The 15,963-nt window shown below is 60.1% G+C and carries 13 protein-coding genes; 6 read left to right on the forward strand and 7 right to left on the reverse strand.

Going from position 1 to position 15,963, the window contains the following annotated elements; translation table 11 throughout:
- Positions 1 to 62: 62 nt before the first annotated feature.
- Complete coding sequence (locus AEQ63_RS06665) at positions 63 to 1,265, reverse strand: MFS transporter (RefSeq protein WP_064362307.1); 1,203 nt, start codon at positions 1,263 to 1,265, stop codon at positions 63 to 65.
- Between the two features lie 328 nt (positions 1,266 to 1,593).
- On the reverse strand, positions 1,594 to 2,973 hold the full coding sequence (locus tag AEQ63_RS06670) for a UDP-glucose dehydrogenase family protein (protein ID WP_064362309.1): 1,380 nt from the start codon (positions 2,971 to 2,973) through the stop codon (positions 1,594 to 1,596).
- A gap of 243 nt (positions 2,974 to 3,216) precedes the next feature.
- Here AEQ63_RS06670 and AEQ63_RS06675 point away from each other — a divergent pair, with 243 nt between their 5' ends.
- Positions 3,217 to 4,155, forward strand: a complete 939-nt coding sequence (locus AEQ63_RS06675; RefSeq protein ID WP_309475230.1) for a site-specific integrase — start codon at positions 3,217 to 3,219, stop codon at positions 4,153 to 4,155.
- Positions 4,156 to 4,161: 6 nt separating this feature from the next.
- Here AEQ63_RS06675 and AEQ63_RS06680 read toward each other — a convergent pair whose 3' ends face one another.
- The 5 genes from AEQ63_RS06680 to AEQ63_RS06700 all read right to left on the reverse strand — a co-directional run bounded on the left by AEQ63_RS06680 (position 4,162) and on the right by AEQ63_RS06700 (position 10,404).
- The gene (locus tag AEQ63_RS06680; RefSeq protein WP_064362311.1) at positions 4,162 to 4,710 is read right to left on the reverse strand and encodes a PqiC family protein; all 549 of its coding nucleotides are present in this window, start codon (positions 4,708 to 4,710) and stop codon (positions 4,162 to 4,164) included.
- 17 nt (positions 4,711 to 4,727) lie between these two features.
- Complete coding sequence (locus AEQ63_RS06685; RefSeq protein WP_064362313.1) at positions 4,728 to 6,383, reverse strand: PqiB family protein; 1,656 nt, start codon at positions 6,381 to 6,383, stop codon at positions 4,728 to 4,730.
- A 125-nt stretch (positions 6,384 to 6,508) separates the two neighbouring features.
- Positions 6,509 to 7,810, reverse strand: coding sequence for an NAD(P)/FAD-dependent oxidoreductase (locus AEQ63_RS06690; protein WP_064362316.1), 1,302 nt, complete (start codon positions 7,808 to 7,810; stop codon positions 6,509 to 6,511).
- Entirely contained in the window at positions 7,807 to 8,895 is a 1,089-nt protein-coding gene (locus tag AEQ63_RS06695) for a polyamine ABC transporter substrate-binding protein (RefSeq protein ID WP_064362317.1), read from the reverse strand. Before AEQ63_RS06695 ends, AEQ63_RS06690 begins: the two co-directional genes overlap by 4 nt.
- Positions 8,896 to 9,045: 150 nt before the next feature.
- Complete coding sequence (locus tag AEQ63_RS06700; RefSeq protein WP_064362318.1) at positions 9,046 to 10,404, reverse strand: glutamine synthetase family protein; 1,359 nt, start codon at positions 10,402 to 10,404, stop codon at positions 9,046 to 9,048.
- 162 nt (positions 10,405 to 10,566) lie between these two features.
- Between AEQ63_RS06700 and AEQ63_RS06705 the strand changes: the two genes are divergently transcribed.
- From AEQ63_RS06705 to AEQ63_RS06725, 5 genes are all read left to right on the forward strand, one after another.
- Positions 10,567 to 11,463 (forward strand): helix-turn-helix domain-containing protein, encoded by an 897-nt coding sequence (locus tag AEQ63_RS06705; RefSeq protein ID WP_064362319.1) that lies wholly within the window; start codon positions 10,567 to 10,569, stop codon positions 11,461 to 11,463.
- Positions 11,464 to 11,544: 81 nt separating this feature from the next.
- Positions 11,545 to 12,054, forward strand: a complete 510-nt coding sequence (locus tag AEQ63_RS06710; protein WP_042609954.1) for a sigma-70 family RNA polymerase sigma factor — start codon at positions 11,545 to 11,547, stop codon at positions 12,052 to 12,054.
- Positions 12,051 to 13,004 carry a FecR domain-containing protein gene (locus AEQ63_RS06715; RefSeq protein WP_064362320.1) on the forward strand — a complete coding sequence of 318 codons (954 nt, stop codon included), beginning with the start codon at positions 12,051 to 12,053 and terminating at the stop codon, positions 13,002 to 13,004. Before AEQ63_RS06710 ends, AEQ63_RS06715 begins: the two co-directional genes overlap by 4 nt.
- Before the next feature lie 67 nt (positions 13,005 to 13,071).
- Positions 13,072 to 15,474, forward strand: coding sequence for a TonB-dependent receptor (locus tag AEQ63_RS06720; protein WP_064362322.1), 2,403 nt, complete (start codon positions 13,072 to 13,074; stop codon positions 15,472 to 15,474).
- Between the two features lie 263 nt (positions 15,475 to 15,737).
- A complete protein-coding gene (locus AEQ63_RS06725) occupies positions 15,738 to 15,920 on the forward strand; it encodes a hypothetical protein (RefSeq protein WP_064362324.1) in 183 nt (60 codons plus the stop codon).
- The last annotated feature ends 43 nt before the right edge of the window (positions 15,921 to 15,963 follow it).

Genomic DNA, 15,963 nt, shown 5'->3' on the forward strand with positions numbered 1-15,963 from the left:
AAGGTTCCAACATTGGGGGAGGAACGCGCGTAGTTTGCCGATCAAACTCGATGCTGACAAATTCATATAAATGCACTTTTAGTGCACTGTTTTTGCATTGAAGCGGTGCGACGCGCGCTGATGAAGCATAGATAACCGCCCAGTGCCGCCAATCCGCTCAGCGCATAGAACATGCTCGGGGCGGGTGTGTGCATCAGCAGAAACCCGCAAATGACCGGGCTCGCGCCGCCACCAAGGGCGGCGAGGTTCTGCGCGCCGTAGTAGCTGCCGCGCAGGGCCTCCGGGGCGAGGGTGTCGACGAACAGGAAGTCGGCCGGGTAAATGATCATCTCGCCCAAGGTGAAGATGAACATTGCCACGCACCAGCCGAGCAGGCTGTCCGCCATGCTGAAACCGATCAACCCGGCGATGAACAGCGCGGTGCCACCGGCAATCCAGTGACGCAGGTGTTCGCGGCTGAGCCAGCGACCGACCTGGTACTGCAGCAGGATCACCGTGATTGCGTTGCACGCGAGCAGGGCGGCCATGGTGTCGAGCATCTGTTGCTGGTTATGGGTGACCAGCAGGTATTGCGACAGGTAAAGGGTGAAGCGCCCGTGCACCAATGTGCTGAGCAGACAGCCGAGGGTGAACAACACCATCGTGCGGTCGTTTTTCAGGATCACCAGGGTGTTGAGGAAACTTTGCGGCGCGCTGCCAGCAGTGATCGGACGGGCATCCCTGGCCACGCCGAGCAGGAGAAAAATACTGCCAATGGCAATTGCACCGGCAACGATGAAAGGCGCGGACGGCTGCACTCCGGCAATCACCACGCCGAGCATCGGGCCGACGGCGTAGCCGATGTTGGTCAGCGTGTAATTGAGGGAAAACGCCTTGACCCGCTGGCCCACCGGCAGCTGTTCGCTGAGGATCGCCTTGCTACCGATGAGGAACAGCGCCGACGCAGTTTCGCTGATGATCAGCACCACGGTGACCAGATACAGGTTCTGCGCGAAGGTCAGCAGGATCAGGCCGATACCGCTGGAAAGCATGGACAGGATCAGCAATTGGCGTTTGTCCAGCTTGTCGATGATGTAGCCGCCGTACAGCGACAGCAGCGTGGCGCTGAACACGGCAATGCCCAGCAGCAGGCCGACATCCTGCGGATTGAGCCCGAGCTTGTTGCTGAGGAACAGCGTCAGCAGCGGACTGACCAGAGCACGACTGACCACCACGGTCAGCGAGCTGATCATCAGCCGGCGAATGAACGGAGAATAGATGGCCACGGAAGGGGAATGTCCTTATTCGGGAAGCCTGGGGCAAAAAGCTGATCCACTATCGCCCCCTTGTAGGAGTGAGCCTGCTCGCGATGGTGGTGGGTCAGCCTCTGAATGTGTCGAATGGTACACCGCTATCGCGAGCAGGCTCACTCCTACAGGGGGTGCGTACACACGATTATCACTGACCACCGCAAATCCAATGTGGGAGCGAGCCTGCTCGCGAAGGCGGCGGATCAGTCACCTCCGATGTCGCTGACATAGCGTATTCGCCAGCAGGCTCGCTCCCACAGGGTCTGTGCACCCCACAATTACCACTGACTCCCACCGGGGCAGCTCAAGCCACATCCGAAGCCGCCGCTCTCTGCCGCAATGTGATCGGCAACCTGCACGATTCGCCGCGCCCCATCGGGAAATACTGAAACCCGTTGCGCGCCAGGCGTTCGGCGTCGTACAGGTTGCGCCCGTCGAAAATCACCGGGCTGTGCAGACGCTGTTTGATCAGCTCGAAATCCGGTGCTTTGAACTGTTGCCATTCGGTGCAGATGATCAACGCATCGGCGCCGGCCAGTACCGATTCCGGCGTGCCCATCAACATCAGTTTTGACTCGTTCGGATAGAGCTTCTGCGTTTCCAGCATGGCCTCCGGATCGAACGCACGCACGCTGGCACCGGCAGCCCACAAATCCTCGAGCAGCACCCGACTCGGCGCGTCACGCATATCGTCAGTGTTGGGCTTGAACGCCAGGCCCCACAGGGCAAAGATCTTGCCGCGCAAATCGCCCCGGTAGAAGGCATTGATGCGCTCGAACAGCTTGTGCTTCTGGCGCTGGTTGATCGCCTCGACCGCTTGCAGCAGATCACTTGAGCAGTGCTCCTGCTCGGCACTGTGAATCAGCGCGCGCATGTCCTTGGGAAAACACGATCCGCCGTAGCCGCAACCCGGGTAAATGAAGTGATAGCCGATCCGCATATCGGCACCGATGCCCTGGCGCACCGCTTCAATGTCCGCACCCAGATGCTCGGCGAGTTCGGCGATCTGGTTGATGAAGCTGATCTTGGTCGCCAGCATGCAATTGGCGGCGTATTTGGTCAGCTCGGCGCTGCGCAGATCCATGAACAGGATGCGCTCATGGTTGCGATTGAACGGCGCGTACAGATCGCGCATCACGTCGCGCACCTCAGCGCCTTCGCAGCCGATGACGATACGATCCGGCCGCCGGCAATCGGCGACGGCAGAGCCTTCCTTGAGAAATTCCGGGTTGGAGACGATATCGAACTGCAGCAAACGGCCGATCTTGATCAGCGCCTTCTCGATGTGGCTGCGCAAGGCATCGCCCGTGCCCACCGGCACCGTGGATTTCTCCACCACGATCAATGGCTGCTCACGATGCCGGGCAATCGCGTCGCCGACCGACAGCACATAGCGCAGGTCCGCCGAACCGTCCTCGCGTGACGGCGTCCCCACCGCGATAAACGCTACCCGCCCATGCAACACGGCGCGTCGTTCATCGGTGGTGAATTGCAGGCGATTGGCATCCAGCCCTTCACGCACCAGGTTTGCCAGGCCCGGCTCGAAAATACTGACGTGCCCCTCGCGCAGTTGCTCGATCTTCTGCGCGTCGACATCCATGCACACGACCTCGTGCCCCACCTCGGCCAGCACCGCCGCTTGCACCAGACCGACATAACCACTGCCAAACACCGTGATCTTCATGCCGCACTCCTGCCTGCAGTTCCATGCATTGAAGATAAGAGCGCGATGTTTCATTTCGCCTACCGTGCGGATGAGCCCGCAAATGGACCGTTCGGGGAATGCCCGATTGACTTTTGCGGCCTCGAACGGCAGGTTGTCGGCCTTTCGCGGCAACCCCTTTCATTGAGTCATGCCGTTTTTTGCGTTTCATTTCATGCATTTATTGTTTTTGTTGAATCGTTTTTTATTTCAAGGCCGTTTCGTTTGAGTGATTTGTCGAGTACCCAACCCGCACCGTCCACCAGCAATCCACTGACCGTTTACCTGGCGCGACTGGCGCCTTCCAGCCAGTTGACCATGCGTTACGTGCTGCAAGACGCCGCCGACCGCCTCGGTTTCGAAGACGTCGATATCGAAGAGATCCCGTGGCACGGTTTGCAACCGGAAGACGTGGTGGCGCTGGTCGCCGCGTTGCGTGCCGACGGTTACGCACCGAACACTTCGTCCCTGTATGTGAACGCCGTGCGCGGGGTGATGAACGAAGCCTGGCGCATGAGCCTGATCAGCCAGGATCACCTGCTGAAAATGCGTTCGGTCAAAGGCATTGCCGGCACGCGTTTGTCCCAGGGCCGCAATCTCAAGCGCACGTTGATTCACGAACTGATGGAAGTCTGCGCTGCCGACCCGCGCCCGCAGGGCCTGCGTGATGCGGCGGTGATTGCGCTGCTGTACGGCACCGGCATGCGCAAGTCGGAATCGGTGGATCTGGATCTGAGTCAGGTCGACTTCCACGAACGCAGCCTGACCGTGACCGGCAAAGGCAACAAACAGCTGATCAAGTACGCGCCAGCCTGGGCGTTTGCCAAGCTCGACGCCTGGCTGGAACTGCGTCGCTCACAGCTCAAGGAAGGCGAGAGCGACGATGCGTTTCTGTTCAACCGCATTCGTCGGGGCAGCCACATCACACGCGAGCGCATCACCAAACACGCGATTTACTACATCGCCCGCCAGCGGGGAACGCAGGTCGGGGTGAAGATCATGCCCCACGATTTCCGGCGCTCGTTCATTACTCGGGTGATCGAGGAGCACGACCTGTCGATCGCGCAGAAACTGGCGCATCACAGCAATATCCAGACGACCGCCAACTACGACGTACGCGATGACAACGAGCGGCGGCGGGCGGTCGATCGCTTCGATTTGTAAGCCGAGTCAGTTTTGCGGCGGGCAGCGCGAGCCGGTGGCCGCCTGCGTGATTTGCCCAGCGAGGCGTTTGACGTTGTTCTGTTGCGCGGTCACCAGTTCTTCGATGCTCGGCCCTGAAGACGTCTGCAAGACCGAGCGACAGGTCAGCAGCGCGGCATCCGTCGCACCGAGCGGGCGCACTCGCCATTTCACGTCAATCAGGGCGTACTGACCAGGAATCGAATCGAAGCGCTGCACGTCGACGCGCACGGCAGCTCGTTGCTGGCCGACGCCACTGCTCAATTGATCGGCCAGCGCCCCGCGTAACTCATCGGCAAGGGTGGCGCTCCACCAATCGGTATCCAGGATAGCGACGCCGCTGTTGCCTTGGCGGATGACGATCTGCGCGCGATCGACCTGCGGCGGCACGCTGATGCTTTCGATGGCAATGTCGGCGCCGTTGCGACTGACGCCCGGTTGCGCCGGGGTCAGCGTGTGAAAGCTGATCGGGTCGCTGCGGCACGCGGTCAGCAAGGCGAACGCAGCGAGCAGGGTGATCTTCAACGGTAAAGCCATGGATGCAGCTCCTGTGCTCAATTGCGTGGCGATCCTTTGAGGTCCAGCGGCGCGGCGTTGTCGGGACGTCCACGAATCAGCGACTCAGGATGGCGGCCAAGGTAATCCGACAGCTCACGCAACGAACGTGACATGCGCCCGAGTTCGTCGAGGGTCTCGGTGAGTTGCTCGCGCTGCGGTGAATCCTCGGCCAGGGTCGAACTGGCGGACTGCAGGGTTTTGCTGACATCGGCGAGGGTGCTCTGCACGCCCGGCAGGGTCTTGGCGTTGAACTGCTTCAGGCTTTTGCGCAGCTCGACCAGATTGCCGTCGAGGTTGCTGGCGATGCGCTCGACCGGCAGCGCGTTGATCTTGTTGACCATCGCTTCGAGTTTTTCCTGCAACTGTTCGAGGCTGCCCGGCACTGTTGGAATGGTCACTGGCCGCGCCGTAGGGTCGAATGCGACTTTGGGTGCCTTGGGGTAGAAATCCAGGGAAATATACAACTGACCGGTGAGCAGGTTGCCGTTGCGGGCCTGGGCGCGCAGACCATTTTCGACGAAAGTGGCGATCAGACGCGCGCCGGTGGCCTCGTCGTTTTCGTCGCCATGGTAGGTCTTGAGAATTTTCGCGTGGGCGCGGCCCAGTCGCTGCGGATAGATGACGATGCCGACATTCACCGGAAAGGTTCGCTTGACCTCGTCGAAGTCGAGATTGACTGCCACCACCCGACCGATTTCGATGCCAAGGAACTCCACTGGCGCATCGACCTTGAGCCCGCGCAAGGCCTGATCAAAGCGCAGCGCCAGATACTGCGCCTTGCCGTCGGGCGGGGCGAGGGCGGCGGTCTGGTTGGCGAACAGTTCGAAATTCTTGTCTTCGCCCGCCGGCGTGTCGTTGGGGCTGTAGTCCGGGGCGCGGAAAGCGATGCCGCCGACCAGCAGGGTCGACAGCGACTCGGTTTTCACCGCAAAACCGTTGGCGCCGACATTGATGTCGATGCCGCTGGCGTTCCAGAACCGGGTGTTTTCGGTGACGTAGGCATCGTTGGGCGAATGCACGAAGACTTCGATATTGACGCCTTTGCCATCCGGGTCCAGCGCGTAGGACACCACCTGGCCGACCGGAATCTTGCGGTAGTAGACCGGGGAGCCGATGTCCAGCGAGCCAAGGTCAGCGGTGTGCAGGGTAAAGCGCTTGCCCGGTTCGCCGTAGGTGATCGGCGGTGGGTTCTCCAGGCCTTTGAAGGTTTTTGCCCGGGTGTTGGCCTGGCCGATGTCGGCGCCGATGTAATCGCCCGACAGCAGCGTATCGATGCCTGAGACGCCGCCAGCGCCGATGCGCGGGCGCACCACCCAGAATTGCGAATCCTCGCGGGTGAAGGCTTCGGCCTGCTTGGCCAGTTTGATCGTGGCGTTGACGTTTCTATGATCGTCGGCCAGTTCGACCTCGGAGACGTGGCCGATGACCACGTTGCGGTACCTGACTTCGGTCTTGTTGGCGGTCAGGCCATCGCCGGTCTTGAAGGTGACGGTAATCGTCGGGCCTTCCTGGAGGATGTTGTGGATCACCAGCGAAATGCCCACCAGCACCGCCACGATCGGCACGATCCATACCAGCGAAATGCCGAAACGGCGGGTCTTGATCGGCGCCTGACCGGGTGCTCGCGGCTCGTCGCTGGCTGACGACTTCATCCATGTCCTCCTTAATTGATCGGGCACTGAGCGTCAGGAACGCAAAAGCACTTCATCAATATAGAAGTGCCTTGCGATAGAGCAAATCCCCAGCCGTTTTAACTTCAGGAATATGTAAGCGCCTGTTAACCGAGCATTTCGCGCAGGCGATACCAGAACATGCCCAATGCCAGCAACGGTGAGCGCAGGGCCGGGCCGCCGGGAAAGGTCATGTGCGGCACGCTGCTGAAGACGTCCATGCCTTGGCTGTGTCCGGCGTGAATGGCTTCGCCCAACAGTTTCGCGCACCAGTGCGTGACGTTGAGGCCATGACCGGAGTAGCCCTGCGCATAGAACACGTTCGGGTGCTGTTTGAGCCGGCCAACCTGGGGGAAGCGGTTGGCGGTGATGCCAATCTTGCCGCCCCATTGGTAGTCGATGCGTACGTCGGCCAGTTGCGGGAACACCTTGAGCATTTTCGGTCGCATATACGCGGCAATGTCCGCCGGATCGCGGCCGGAATAATGACAAGCGCCGCCGAACAGCAAACGTCGATCAGCCGAAAGCCGGTAATAATCCAGCCCGACCTTCTGGTCACACAGCGCCAGGTTCTGCGGAATCAACCGCGCGGCGCGGGATTCGTCCAACGGCTCGGTGGCGATGATGTAACTGCCGGCGGGCAGCACTTTGCCGCTGAGTTTCGGTTCCAGTTCATCCAGATGCGCGTTGCAACCCAGCACCAGGCTGCCGGCGCGCACTGAACCCGTGGCGCAACGCACCTCGACGGTCGGGCCATGGAGAATTTCCAGCACCGGACTCTGTTCGAAAATGCGTACGCCCAGCGATGCGGCGAGACGCGCTTCGCCTTGCACCAGATCCAGCGGATGCAAATGGCCCGAGCCCATGTCGATCAATCCACCGGCGTACACACCAGCGTCAACCACTTGCTGACGGATCTGCTCAGGGCCGACCAGCCTGGTCTCGTGGGCGTAGCCGAGCTCGTCGAGGCTGGCCTGTTCCTGCTTGAACGCAGCGAATTGCGCAGCAGTGTTGGCCAGTTCGCAAAAACCCCAGCGCAAATCGCAGTCGATGGCGTTTGCAGTGACGCGCTGGCGCACCAACTCCACCGAATCGATGCCGGCGCGCTGCAGATAACGCACGCCGTCCTGGCCTACGTAGCGGGCGAACCCCTCGACTTCATGGCCGATCCCGCGTATCAGCTGACCGCCATTGCGCCCGCTGGCGCCCCAGCCGATCCGCCGCGCCTCGAGCAACACCACCGACAGACCGCGCTGCGCCAGTTCAATCGCCGTGTTGACGCCCGTGAAGCCGCCGCCGATGACGCAGACATCGGCAAGCAGATCACCGTCGAGCGCAGGGTAGGGCACGGTCGCCCGAGCAGATGCGGCGTACCAGGAACGAGCGTGTTGTGGGCTGTGCTGATTCATTTGTTCGACTTCACTTTGCTCCACGACCGGGTCATCAGGCGCATGATCGCTTGGGGCGGGGTCGAGGAAATGTAAAGTTTATCGAGCACCGATTGCGGCGGATAAACCTCGGGATTGTTGACCAGTTCCTGATCCATGAAGGGCTTGGCCGCCGGGTTCGGGTTGGCGTAGCCGACGGTGGCGCTTACCTTGGCGATCACTTGCGGATCGAGCAGGTAATTGATGAAGGCGTGGGCCTCTTTGGCATTGCTCGCATCGGCGGGAATCGCTAGCAGATCGAACCACAGGTTGGCGCCTTCCTTGGGAATGGCGTAGGCGATATTGACGCCGTTCTTGGCTTCCTTGGCGCGGTTGGCGGCCTGGAACACATCGCCGGAATAACCGAAGGCGACGCAGATGTCGCCATTGGCCAGGTCGGAGACGTATTTGGAAGAATGGAAATAGGTGATGTACGGGCGGATGCTCAGTAGCTTGGCTTCGGCCTTTTTATAGTCCTCGGGACTTTCGCTGCGTGGGTCCATGCCCATGTAATTGAGAATGGCGGGGAAGACTTCGTCGGCGGAGTCCATCATCGACACGCCGCACTGGCTGAGCTTCTTCAGATTCTCGGGTTCGAACAGCACGGCCCAGGAATCGATGTGGTCAATGCCGAGCACTTGCTTGACCTTGTCGACGTTGTAACCGATGCCGTTGGTGCCCCACAGATAGGGAACGGAATGCTCATTGCCCGGATCGTTTTTTTCAAGCAATTCAAGCAGTTTCGGGTCAAGGTTGTTCCAGTTTGGTAATTGCGAGCGGTCGAGCTTCATGAACGCGCCGGCCCTTACCTGCCGAGCGAGAAAATGATTGGACGGCACTACCACGTCGTATCCGGTACGCCCGGCGAGGAGTTTGCCTTCGAGGGTTTCATTGGAGTCGAAGACGTCGTAGATCACCTTGATCCCGGTTTTGCTCTGGAAGTCGGCGAGGGTGGTTTCGCCTATGTAGTCGGTCCAGTTGTAGACGCTGACCTGAGACTCGGCGTGGGCTGCGGCGCTGAACAGCACGCTCAGCGCTACCGGGAATAGGGATTTCAATGGACGCATATCGACACCTTTTCAGTTGTTGGTTTTTTCAGGTGGTTCTCTATTGCCTGGATAACCGCTATCGCGAGCAGGCTCACTCCTACATGGGAACGCATTTCAAATGCAGGAGTGAGCCTGCTCGCGATGGTGTTAGGACAGACAGCGAGGATTTCAGACGCTCAGCAACAGGAACTCGCGCTCCCACGAGCTGATCACGCGCTTGAAGTTTTCGTGCTCGGCGCGCTTCACCGCGACGTATCCGCGGACGAATTTGCTGCCCAGGTACTCGGCCACCTTCGGACTCTCTTCCATTTGCGTCAGGGCTTCTTCGATGGTGATCGGCAGACGCAGATTGCGCCGTTCGTAGGCGCGGCCCTCGACCGCCGCGCTCGGCTCGATCTTTTCGACCATGCCGATGTAGCCGCACAGCAAGCTCGCGGCAATCGCCAGATACGGGTTGGCGTCGGCGCCGGGCAAGCGGTTCTCCACGCGCATCGACTCCGGCCCCGACGTCGGCACACGCAGGCCCACCGTGCGATTCTCTTCGCCCCATTCGACGTTGACCGGCGCCGAGGTGTCCGGCAGGAAGCGGCGGAACGAATTGACGTTCGGCGCGAACATCGGCAGGACTTTCGGGATGTACTTCTGCAGGCCACCGATGTGATGACGGAACAGCTCGCTCATGTTGCCCTCGGCATCGGCAAAGATCGGCCTGCCGGTGGCGATCTCGACCACGCTCTGGTGCAGATGCATGGCGCTGCCGGGCTCGTCGCCGATCGGTTTGGCCATGAACGTCGCGGTGACGTTGTGCTTGAGCGCCGCTTCACGCAGGGTGCGTTTGAACACTGTGATCTGGTCAGCCAGATCCAGGGCATCGCCATGGCGGAAGTTGATTTCCATCTGCGCCGGGCCGTCTTCATGGATCAGCGTGTCGAGGTCCAGGCCTTGCAGTTCGCACCAGTCGTAGACGTCTTCGAACAGCGGATCGAATTCGTTGGCGGCGTCGATGGAGAACGACTGCCGGCCACTTTCAGCGCGGCCCGAACGGCCCAGCGGTGCCTTGAGCGGCAGGTCCGGATCTTCGCAGCGCTGGGTCAGGTAGAACTCCATTTCCGGCGCAACGATCGGCTTCCAGCCCTTGTCGGTGTAGAGCTGCAGGACTTTCTTCAGCACGTTGCGCGGCGACAGTTCGATCGGGTTGCCGAACTTGTCGAAGGTGTCGTGGATGACGATAGCGGTTGGCTCGATCGCCCATGGAATCACGTAGACCGCGTCAGCCACGGGTTTGCAGACCATGTCGATATCAGCCGGATCGAGCAGGTCGTAGTAGATGTCGTCGTCGACAAAATCCCCGGTTACCGTTTGCAGCAGCACGCTCTCCGGCAGGCGCATGCCGCGCTCATGCAGGAACTTGTTGGTCGGTGCAATCTTGCCGCGGGCGATGCCGGTCAGGTCGCTGACCACGCATTCGACTTCGGTAATCTTGTGATCTTTCAGCCAGGTGAACAGCTGATCGAAAGGGGCGTTCATAAAGACCTCGTTATTGGTTTTGTAGACGCCGGGGAGGGCGGGTTTCATCTTCCGCCCCTTCCCCTGTGGCGCGTTGACGACTATCTTGGGCGCGGCTTGCGATTCCATCTATCCACTTTCAGCAGCACCAAAGCGCACCAAAAGAGTGCGCAAGGTCACCCCATGACAACGTGCAATCCGCTCCAGGTACAAGCGTTCAACACCGCCGACGTGGCCGAACAAATCCGCGCCACACCGGGCTGGGTCCAGCATTACCAGCAGATGTCGCCGGGGCATTTCGCCGGGCAGATTCGCTATCTGGATCTGCAAGGCGTCGAGGTCTACGAAGAGCAGATGAACACTCGGGTCGAGCAGAATTTCAGTGCGCCATCCGGTGCCCTGGCGTTCTGTTTCGATCGCAGCGATAACGCGCTGTATCTGCTCAACGAAGAGAGCCGCAACATCTGGATCACCCCTGAGAACTACCGGGAAATTGCCGTGGTCTTTGGGCCGGAATTCGTTCAAGAGCACGGTTTGCAGGTGGCGAAACTCGAAGGATTGTTCATGGCGCCGCTTAACGGCGGACAGAACGCTCTGTTCAGCAGCTGGTTAAGCTCGATTCTCACGAAGTTGGCGCAAGCCGCTGATCCACTTGATAAAGATCGCCTGACTGAACAGCTTCTAGAAGACTGCCTGTTCATCCTCGACAACGCTCAAACCAGTCTCGATCGTGGCGGATTGCAGCGGCGCAACGAGGAACGCAAGATCATGCAGCGCGTAGTGGAGTGGGCGGCTGACTCGCCGGAGGACACGGTCAATCTGCTCGAACTTTCCCAGGTTGCCGGCGTGCCTCTGCGCCAGTTGCAACAGGCGTTCAAGGCCTACACCGGAATGACCCCGAGTCACTGGTTGCGCCTGCGGCGGTTGAACAGCGCGCACCGGGAACTGCTCAAACGTCGGCCCGCGGAAACCACGGTTGCCGAAGTGGCAATGCGCTGGTCGTTCTGGCATCTGGGGCGGTTTTCCAGTAGTTACCGCGCGCTGTTCAAAGAGCTGCCGAGCGAGACGCTCAAACGCTGAGCAGAAAAAGGCTTTGTGTCCTTGGCGAAGTTAAATAGAATCAGTCTCATTTGAATCTACCTTCGCGCAGGGTCTCTTGAGATGATTGAAGCCACGTCACCGGCGGAGCAGAGCCTGCAGCAGTTGTACCGTGAACATCGCGGCTGGCTGGAAACCTGGCTGCGCCGGCGCATGGGCAATGCGTGGGATGCGGCGGACCTCAGTCAGGACACCTTTGTGCGCGTCTTGTGCAACGCGCCGCCACTGGCCGAATTGCGCGAGCCCCGCGCGTACTTGCTCACCGTCGGCAAACGGCTGCTGAGCAATTTCTACACGCGACGCCATCTGGAAAAAGCCTACCTCGACGCCTTGGCGCAATTGCCGGAAGCGTGCGCGCCGTCGCCGGAGCAGCGCTGGTTGCTGCTGGAAACCTTGCAGGCACTGGATGAACTGCTCGACGGCTTGCCGCGTGCGGTGCGTCGGGCTTTTTTGTGGAGCCAGCTCGAGGGGCTCGGCTACCGCGAGATTGCCGAGCGCTTGCAGGTCTCAGAACGTACGGTGAAACGTTACATGGCCCAGGCTTACGAGCATTGCTTGCTGGTGGAACTGTGACGCGCGTTGCCCCCAGCGATGAAGCGCGCGAAGTGGCGCGGGCGGCGGCGCAGTGGTTGGCATTGCTCGAATCCGGCGGAGCCAGCGATGAAGATCGCGCCCGGTTGCAGCATTGGCGCAGCAGCGACAGTCGCCACGAAAACGCGTGGCAGAAAATTCAACAATTGCGTCAGCGCTTTGCAGGCTTACCGCCGGCGCTGGCCATGGCCACGCTGGATCGGCCGGATCCTGAACGGCGCGCGGCGCTCAAGCGTGCCTTGGGCGTGGCGGCGCTGGTGCCGGCGGCGTGGTTGATCGGCCGCGAGCTGCCGCTGGAGGTCTGGCGCGCCGATCTGCACACCAGCACCGGTGAGCGGCGCACAGTGCAGTTGGCGCAGGATTCGTCATTGCAGCTCAACACCGACAGTGCGGTGAACGTCGATTTGCCTGCCCGTCAGTTGACGCTGATGCGTGGCGAGATGGCGCTCAACGTAGCGGGGGATTCAGCCTTTATCGTCAACGCGCCTTACGGCCGGATGATCGTCAGTCACGGCGACATCTCGGTGCGCCTGAATGCACGCAACTGCCAGGTCTGCGTGCTGCGTGGCTCAATGCAGTTGCAGCCGTTGCACGGGCCGACGCGGGTATTGAAGCAGGGCCAACAAGTCAGCCTGCAAGCGTCTGGTGCCGGCGCGGTGACGGCATTCGATACGTTGATGCCCGGGTGGCGCGACGGCGTGATGATGGCGCAAAACCAGCCACTGGGTGATTTCCTGCGCGAGTTGAGCCGCTACCGCCCAGGCGTACTGCGCTGGGATCCGGCGCTGGAATCGCTGCGCATCACCGGCAGTTTCCGCCTCGATGACACTGATCAAGTGCTGTCACTGCTGGCGGCAAGTTTGCCCGTCGACGTGCACACGCGAACGCGATTCTGGGTGTCGCTGGTGCCGCGTGCAGAAAAAACTGGCTGAAGCCTGTCCCTTTTTTTCGCCTCGCTGGTCATTCCAGGCAAGTGAACCAAATCGAGAGCTTCTTCCAATGCCCGCAGTATTCCCAGGTCGTTTGCGTCCGTTGTTGCAGTTGAGTCTTTTGCTGAGCCTGAGTGCCAGCCCCGTGTTGATCCAATCGAGCTGGGCCGACGACGGCAGTCGCCGCAGTTATCAGGTCCCGGCCGGTAGTCTGAGTGCGGCGTTGACGCGGTTCGCCGGCCTGGCCGGAGTCAACCTATCGGTGGATCCGGCGCTGGTCAGCGGCCGCAACAGCAATGGTTTGGCCGGTGAATATGGCGTGGAGGAGGGGTTCAGCCGATTGTTGCAGGGCTCGGGGCTGCAACTGCAACCGGTCGGCGATCAGGCTTATACGCTGGTTCCCGCGGCAGAAGGCAGCACCTTGCAGCTTGCGCCTACATCTATTCTCGGCGCGAGCGGGTCAACCGAGGCCGACGTGTTTGCCGGCGGCCAGGTTGCACGGCGAGGCTCGCAAGGGCTGTTGGGCTCCAGGGATTTCATGGAAACCCCGTTCAGCATGACCACCTACACCAGCGAAACGGTGAAGAACCAGCAGGCGCGCACGCTCGGCGACCTGATCGGCAGCGACCCTTCGGTACGCGCGACCAACCCGGCCGGCGGACGCTACGAGCAATTCACCATCCGTGGCTTCAGCCTGTTCAACAGCGACGTTTCCTACAACGGCCTCTACGGAATCTTGCCGACGTACACCATCGACATGGAAATGGCCGATCGCGTCGACATCCTCAAGGGCCCGAGCCAATTGATCAACGGGATTTCGCCACGGGGCAGTGTAGGAGGGGGGATCAACGTCGTGCCGAAACGCGCCACCGACAAGCCGATCACCTCGCTGACGGCCAACTACGCCTCGAACAACCAGGTCGGTGGCGCGGTGGATGTCGGGCGGCGCTTTGGCGAAGACAATCAGTTCGGCGTGCGCTTCAACGGCGTCAAACAGTCCGGCGATACGGAATGGGATCACCAGAGTGTCGATCGCGACATGGCGGTATTCGGCCTGGATTTCCGTGGCGAACGCTTGCGGCTGTCCACCGATATCGGCCACACCGAACGCGACACCGACGCGCCGCAGGAACGCGTGCAAGTCGCCGCCAATGCCAGGGTGCCGAACGCCAATGATGTGCGCGACAACTATGCGCAACCCTGGAGCAAGGCGCGCACCGAAGATACCTTCGGTACGGTGAACGGGGAGTTCGATGTCAGTGATTCGGTCATGCTATATGGCGGCGTCGGCGCGCGCAAAAGCAATCACGACTTCTTGCGCCATGCCGTTTCGGTGACTAACGACGCCGGTGATTTCAGCGTCCAGCCGCGAGATTTCACTCGCGACGAAAACGTCCGCACGGCTACCGCTGGCGTTCGTAACTGGTTCCAGACCGGGCCGGTCAGCCATGAAGTGAATCTGGCAGCCAACTACTTTTATATGGACTTCGAAAACGGCGGCGCCCGTTACGCGGCCGGGCGCAGCAACCTCTACGATCCGGTGGAAATCGCCAGACCCGGCACGCCGACCCGCAATGACGCCAAGGTCTACACCGAGAACCGCTTCAGTGGCGTGGCGTTGTCCGACACTCTCGGTTTCCTCGACGATCGCCTGTTGCTGACCCTGGGTGCGCGTTGGCAGCGGGTCAAAGTCGATGACTGGAGCGACGGCATCAAGGGCGACACGGCTTACGATGAAGAAAAGGTCTCGCCATCGGGAGGCATTCTGTTCAAGGCAACCGACAAACTCTCGCTGTACGCCAACTACATGGAAGGCCTCAGCCAGGGCAAGATCGCACCATCGACATCGATCAACGAGGACGAAATCTTCCCGCCATTCATCAGCCGCCAGATCGAAGTCGGCGCCAAATACGACGCGGGCTCATATGCGCTGACCGCAGCAGTGTTCCGCATCAAACAACCCGCCTACGAAACCAACGCCACCACGCGTGTCTTCGGCCCGAACGGCAAGCGCGAGAACAATGGCGTGGAACTCAGCGTATTCGGCGAACCGCTCAAAGGCTTCAGATTGCTCGGTGGAGTGATGTACATCGATAGCGAATTGACTCACACCACCAACGGCACATTCGACGGCAACCGCGCACCGGCGACACCGAAATACAACGTCAACCTTGGCGCGGAGTGGGATGTGCCAACGGTGCAGGGCTTGACGTTGACCAGTCGCGGAATCTATTCAAGTTCGCAGTACCTGGACCAATCGAACGACAAGGAAATCGACTCTTGGGAACGGTTCGACGTAGGCACACGCTATGCTTTCAAGCTCGACGAGAAGACCGTTACCTTGCGCGCCAATGTCGAAAACGTGCTGGATAAGCGCTACTGGAGCTCGGCGGGAGCCTCGGATGACAGTGAGCCGGGGTTGACGCTGTCGACGCCGAGGACGTATCTGCTGTCGGCGACTGTGGATTTCTAGGAAGCGGGGCAAAATCGTCTATCTTCGTCGATAATACGTTAACTACACTAAATGACCGTTTAGTTGAGCTATCAAAAAAGCCTCCCGATAACGGAGGAGACAATGAACCCAGCGCAACCAGTCGCACATCATCAGGTCCTTTCGTTATGGGCGATAACGCAAACGGGCCTAAAAAACTGTTAGTTCTTACAGTTTTAAAATTGCTCTGAGGGGCAAAGGATAGTCGCTGCGTAATGAGCACATTCCACCAAGGAGAAAACGCCATGACAACGTTCAGCGATGACCAACTCTTGAACCTGACTCCAGAGCAATTGAAACAATTAACACCCGCGCAAGTGGCACGACGAAAGGATTTGATCAACAAACCGGCGGATCAGTGCGTTATTGCCAAACAGACAATTACTCAGCAAACGACCAAGCCTATGAATTCGCCAAGTGATGAGTAAATTCTTCAGAAGTCGAATCGGGGCATTTCAAACCAGATCAGAA

Origin of the sequence: Pseudomonas sp. RIT-PI-o (genome assembly GCF_001297215.1) — a bacterium.
Lineage (GTDB): Bacteria > Pseudomonadota > Gammaproteobacteria > Pseudomonadales > Pseudomonadaceae > Aquipseudomonas > Aquipseudomonas moraviensis_A.

Excerpts from the sequence above, each read along its gene's own strand:
- AEQ63_RS06685 (WP_064362313.1), bottom strand. The coding sequence starts at position 6,383 with ATGAAGTCGTCAGCCAGCGACGAGCCGCGAGCACCCGGTCAGGCGCCG.
- AEQ63_RS06670 (WP_064362309.1), bottom strand. The coding sequence starts at position 2,973 with ATGAAGATCACGGTGTTTGGCAGTGGTTATGTCGGTCTGGTGCAAGCG.
- AEQ63_RS06695 (WP_064362317.1), bottom strand. The coding sequence starts at position 8,895 with ATGCGTCCATTGAAATCCCTATTCCCGGTAGCGCTGAGCGTGCTGTTC.
- AEQ63_RS06690 (WP_064362316.1), bottom strand. The coding sequence starts at position 7,810 with ATGAATCAGCACAGCCCACAACACGCTCGTTCCTGGTACGCCGCATCT.
- AEQ63_RS06725 (WP_064362324.1), top strand. The coding sequence starts at position 15,738 with ATGACAACGTTCAGCGATGACCAACTCTTGAACCTGACTCCAGAGCAA.
- AEQ63_RS06680 (WP_064362311.1), bottom strand. The coding sequence starts at position 4,710 with ATGGCTTTACCGTTGAAGATCACCCTGCTCGCTGCGTTCGCCTTGCTG.
- AEQ63_RS06705 (WP_064362319.1), top strand. The coding sequence starts at position 10,567 with ATGACAACGTGCAATCCGCTCCAGGTACAAGCGTTCAACACCGCCGAC.
- AEQ63_RS06720 (WP_064362322.1), top strand. The coding sequence starts at position 13,072 with ATGCCCGCAGTATTCCCAGGTCGTTTGCGTCCGTTGTTGCAGTTGAGT.
- AEQ63_RS06700 (WP_064362318.1), bottom strand. The coding sequence starts at position 10,404 with ATGAACGCCCCTTTCGATCAGCTGTTCACCTGGCTGAAAGATCACAAG.
- AEQ63_RS06710 (WP_042609954.1), top strand. The coding sequence starts at position 11,545 with ATGATTGAAGCCACGTCACCGGCGGAGCAGAGCCTGCAGCAGTTGTAC.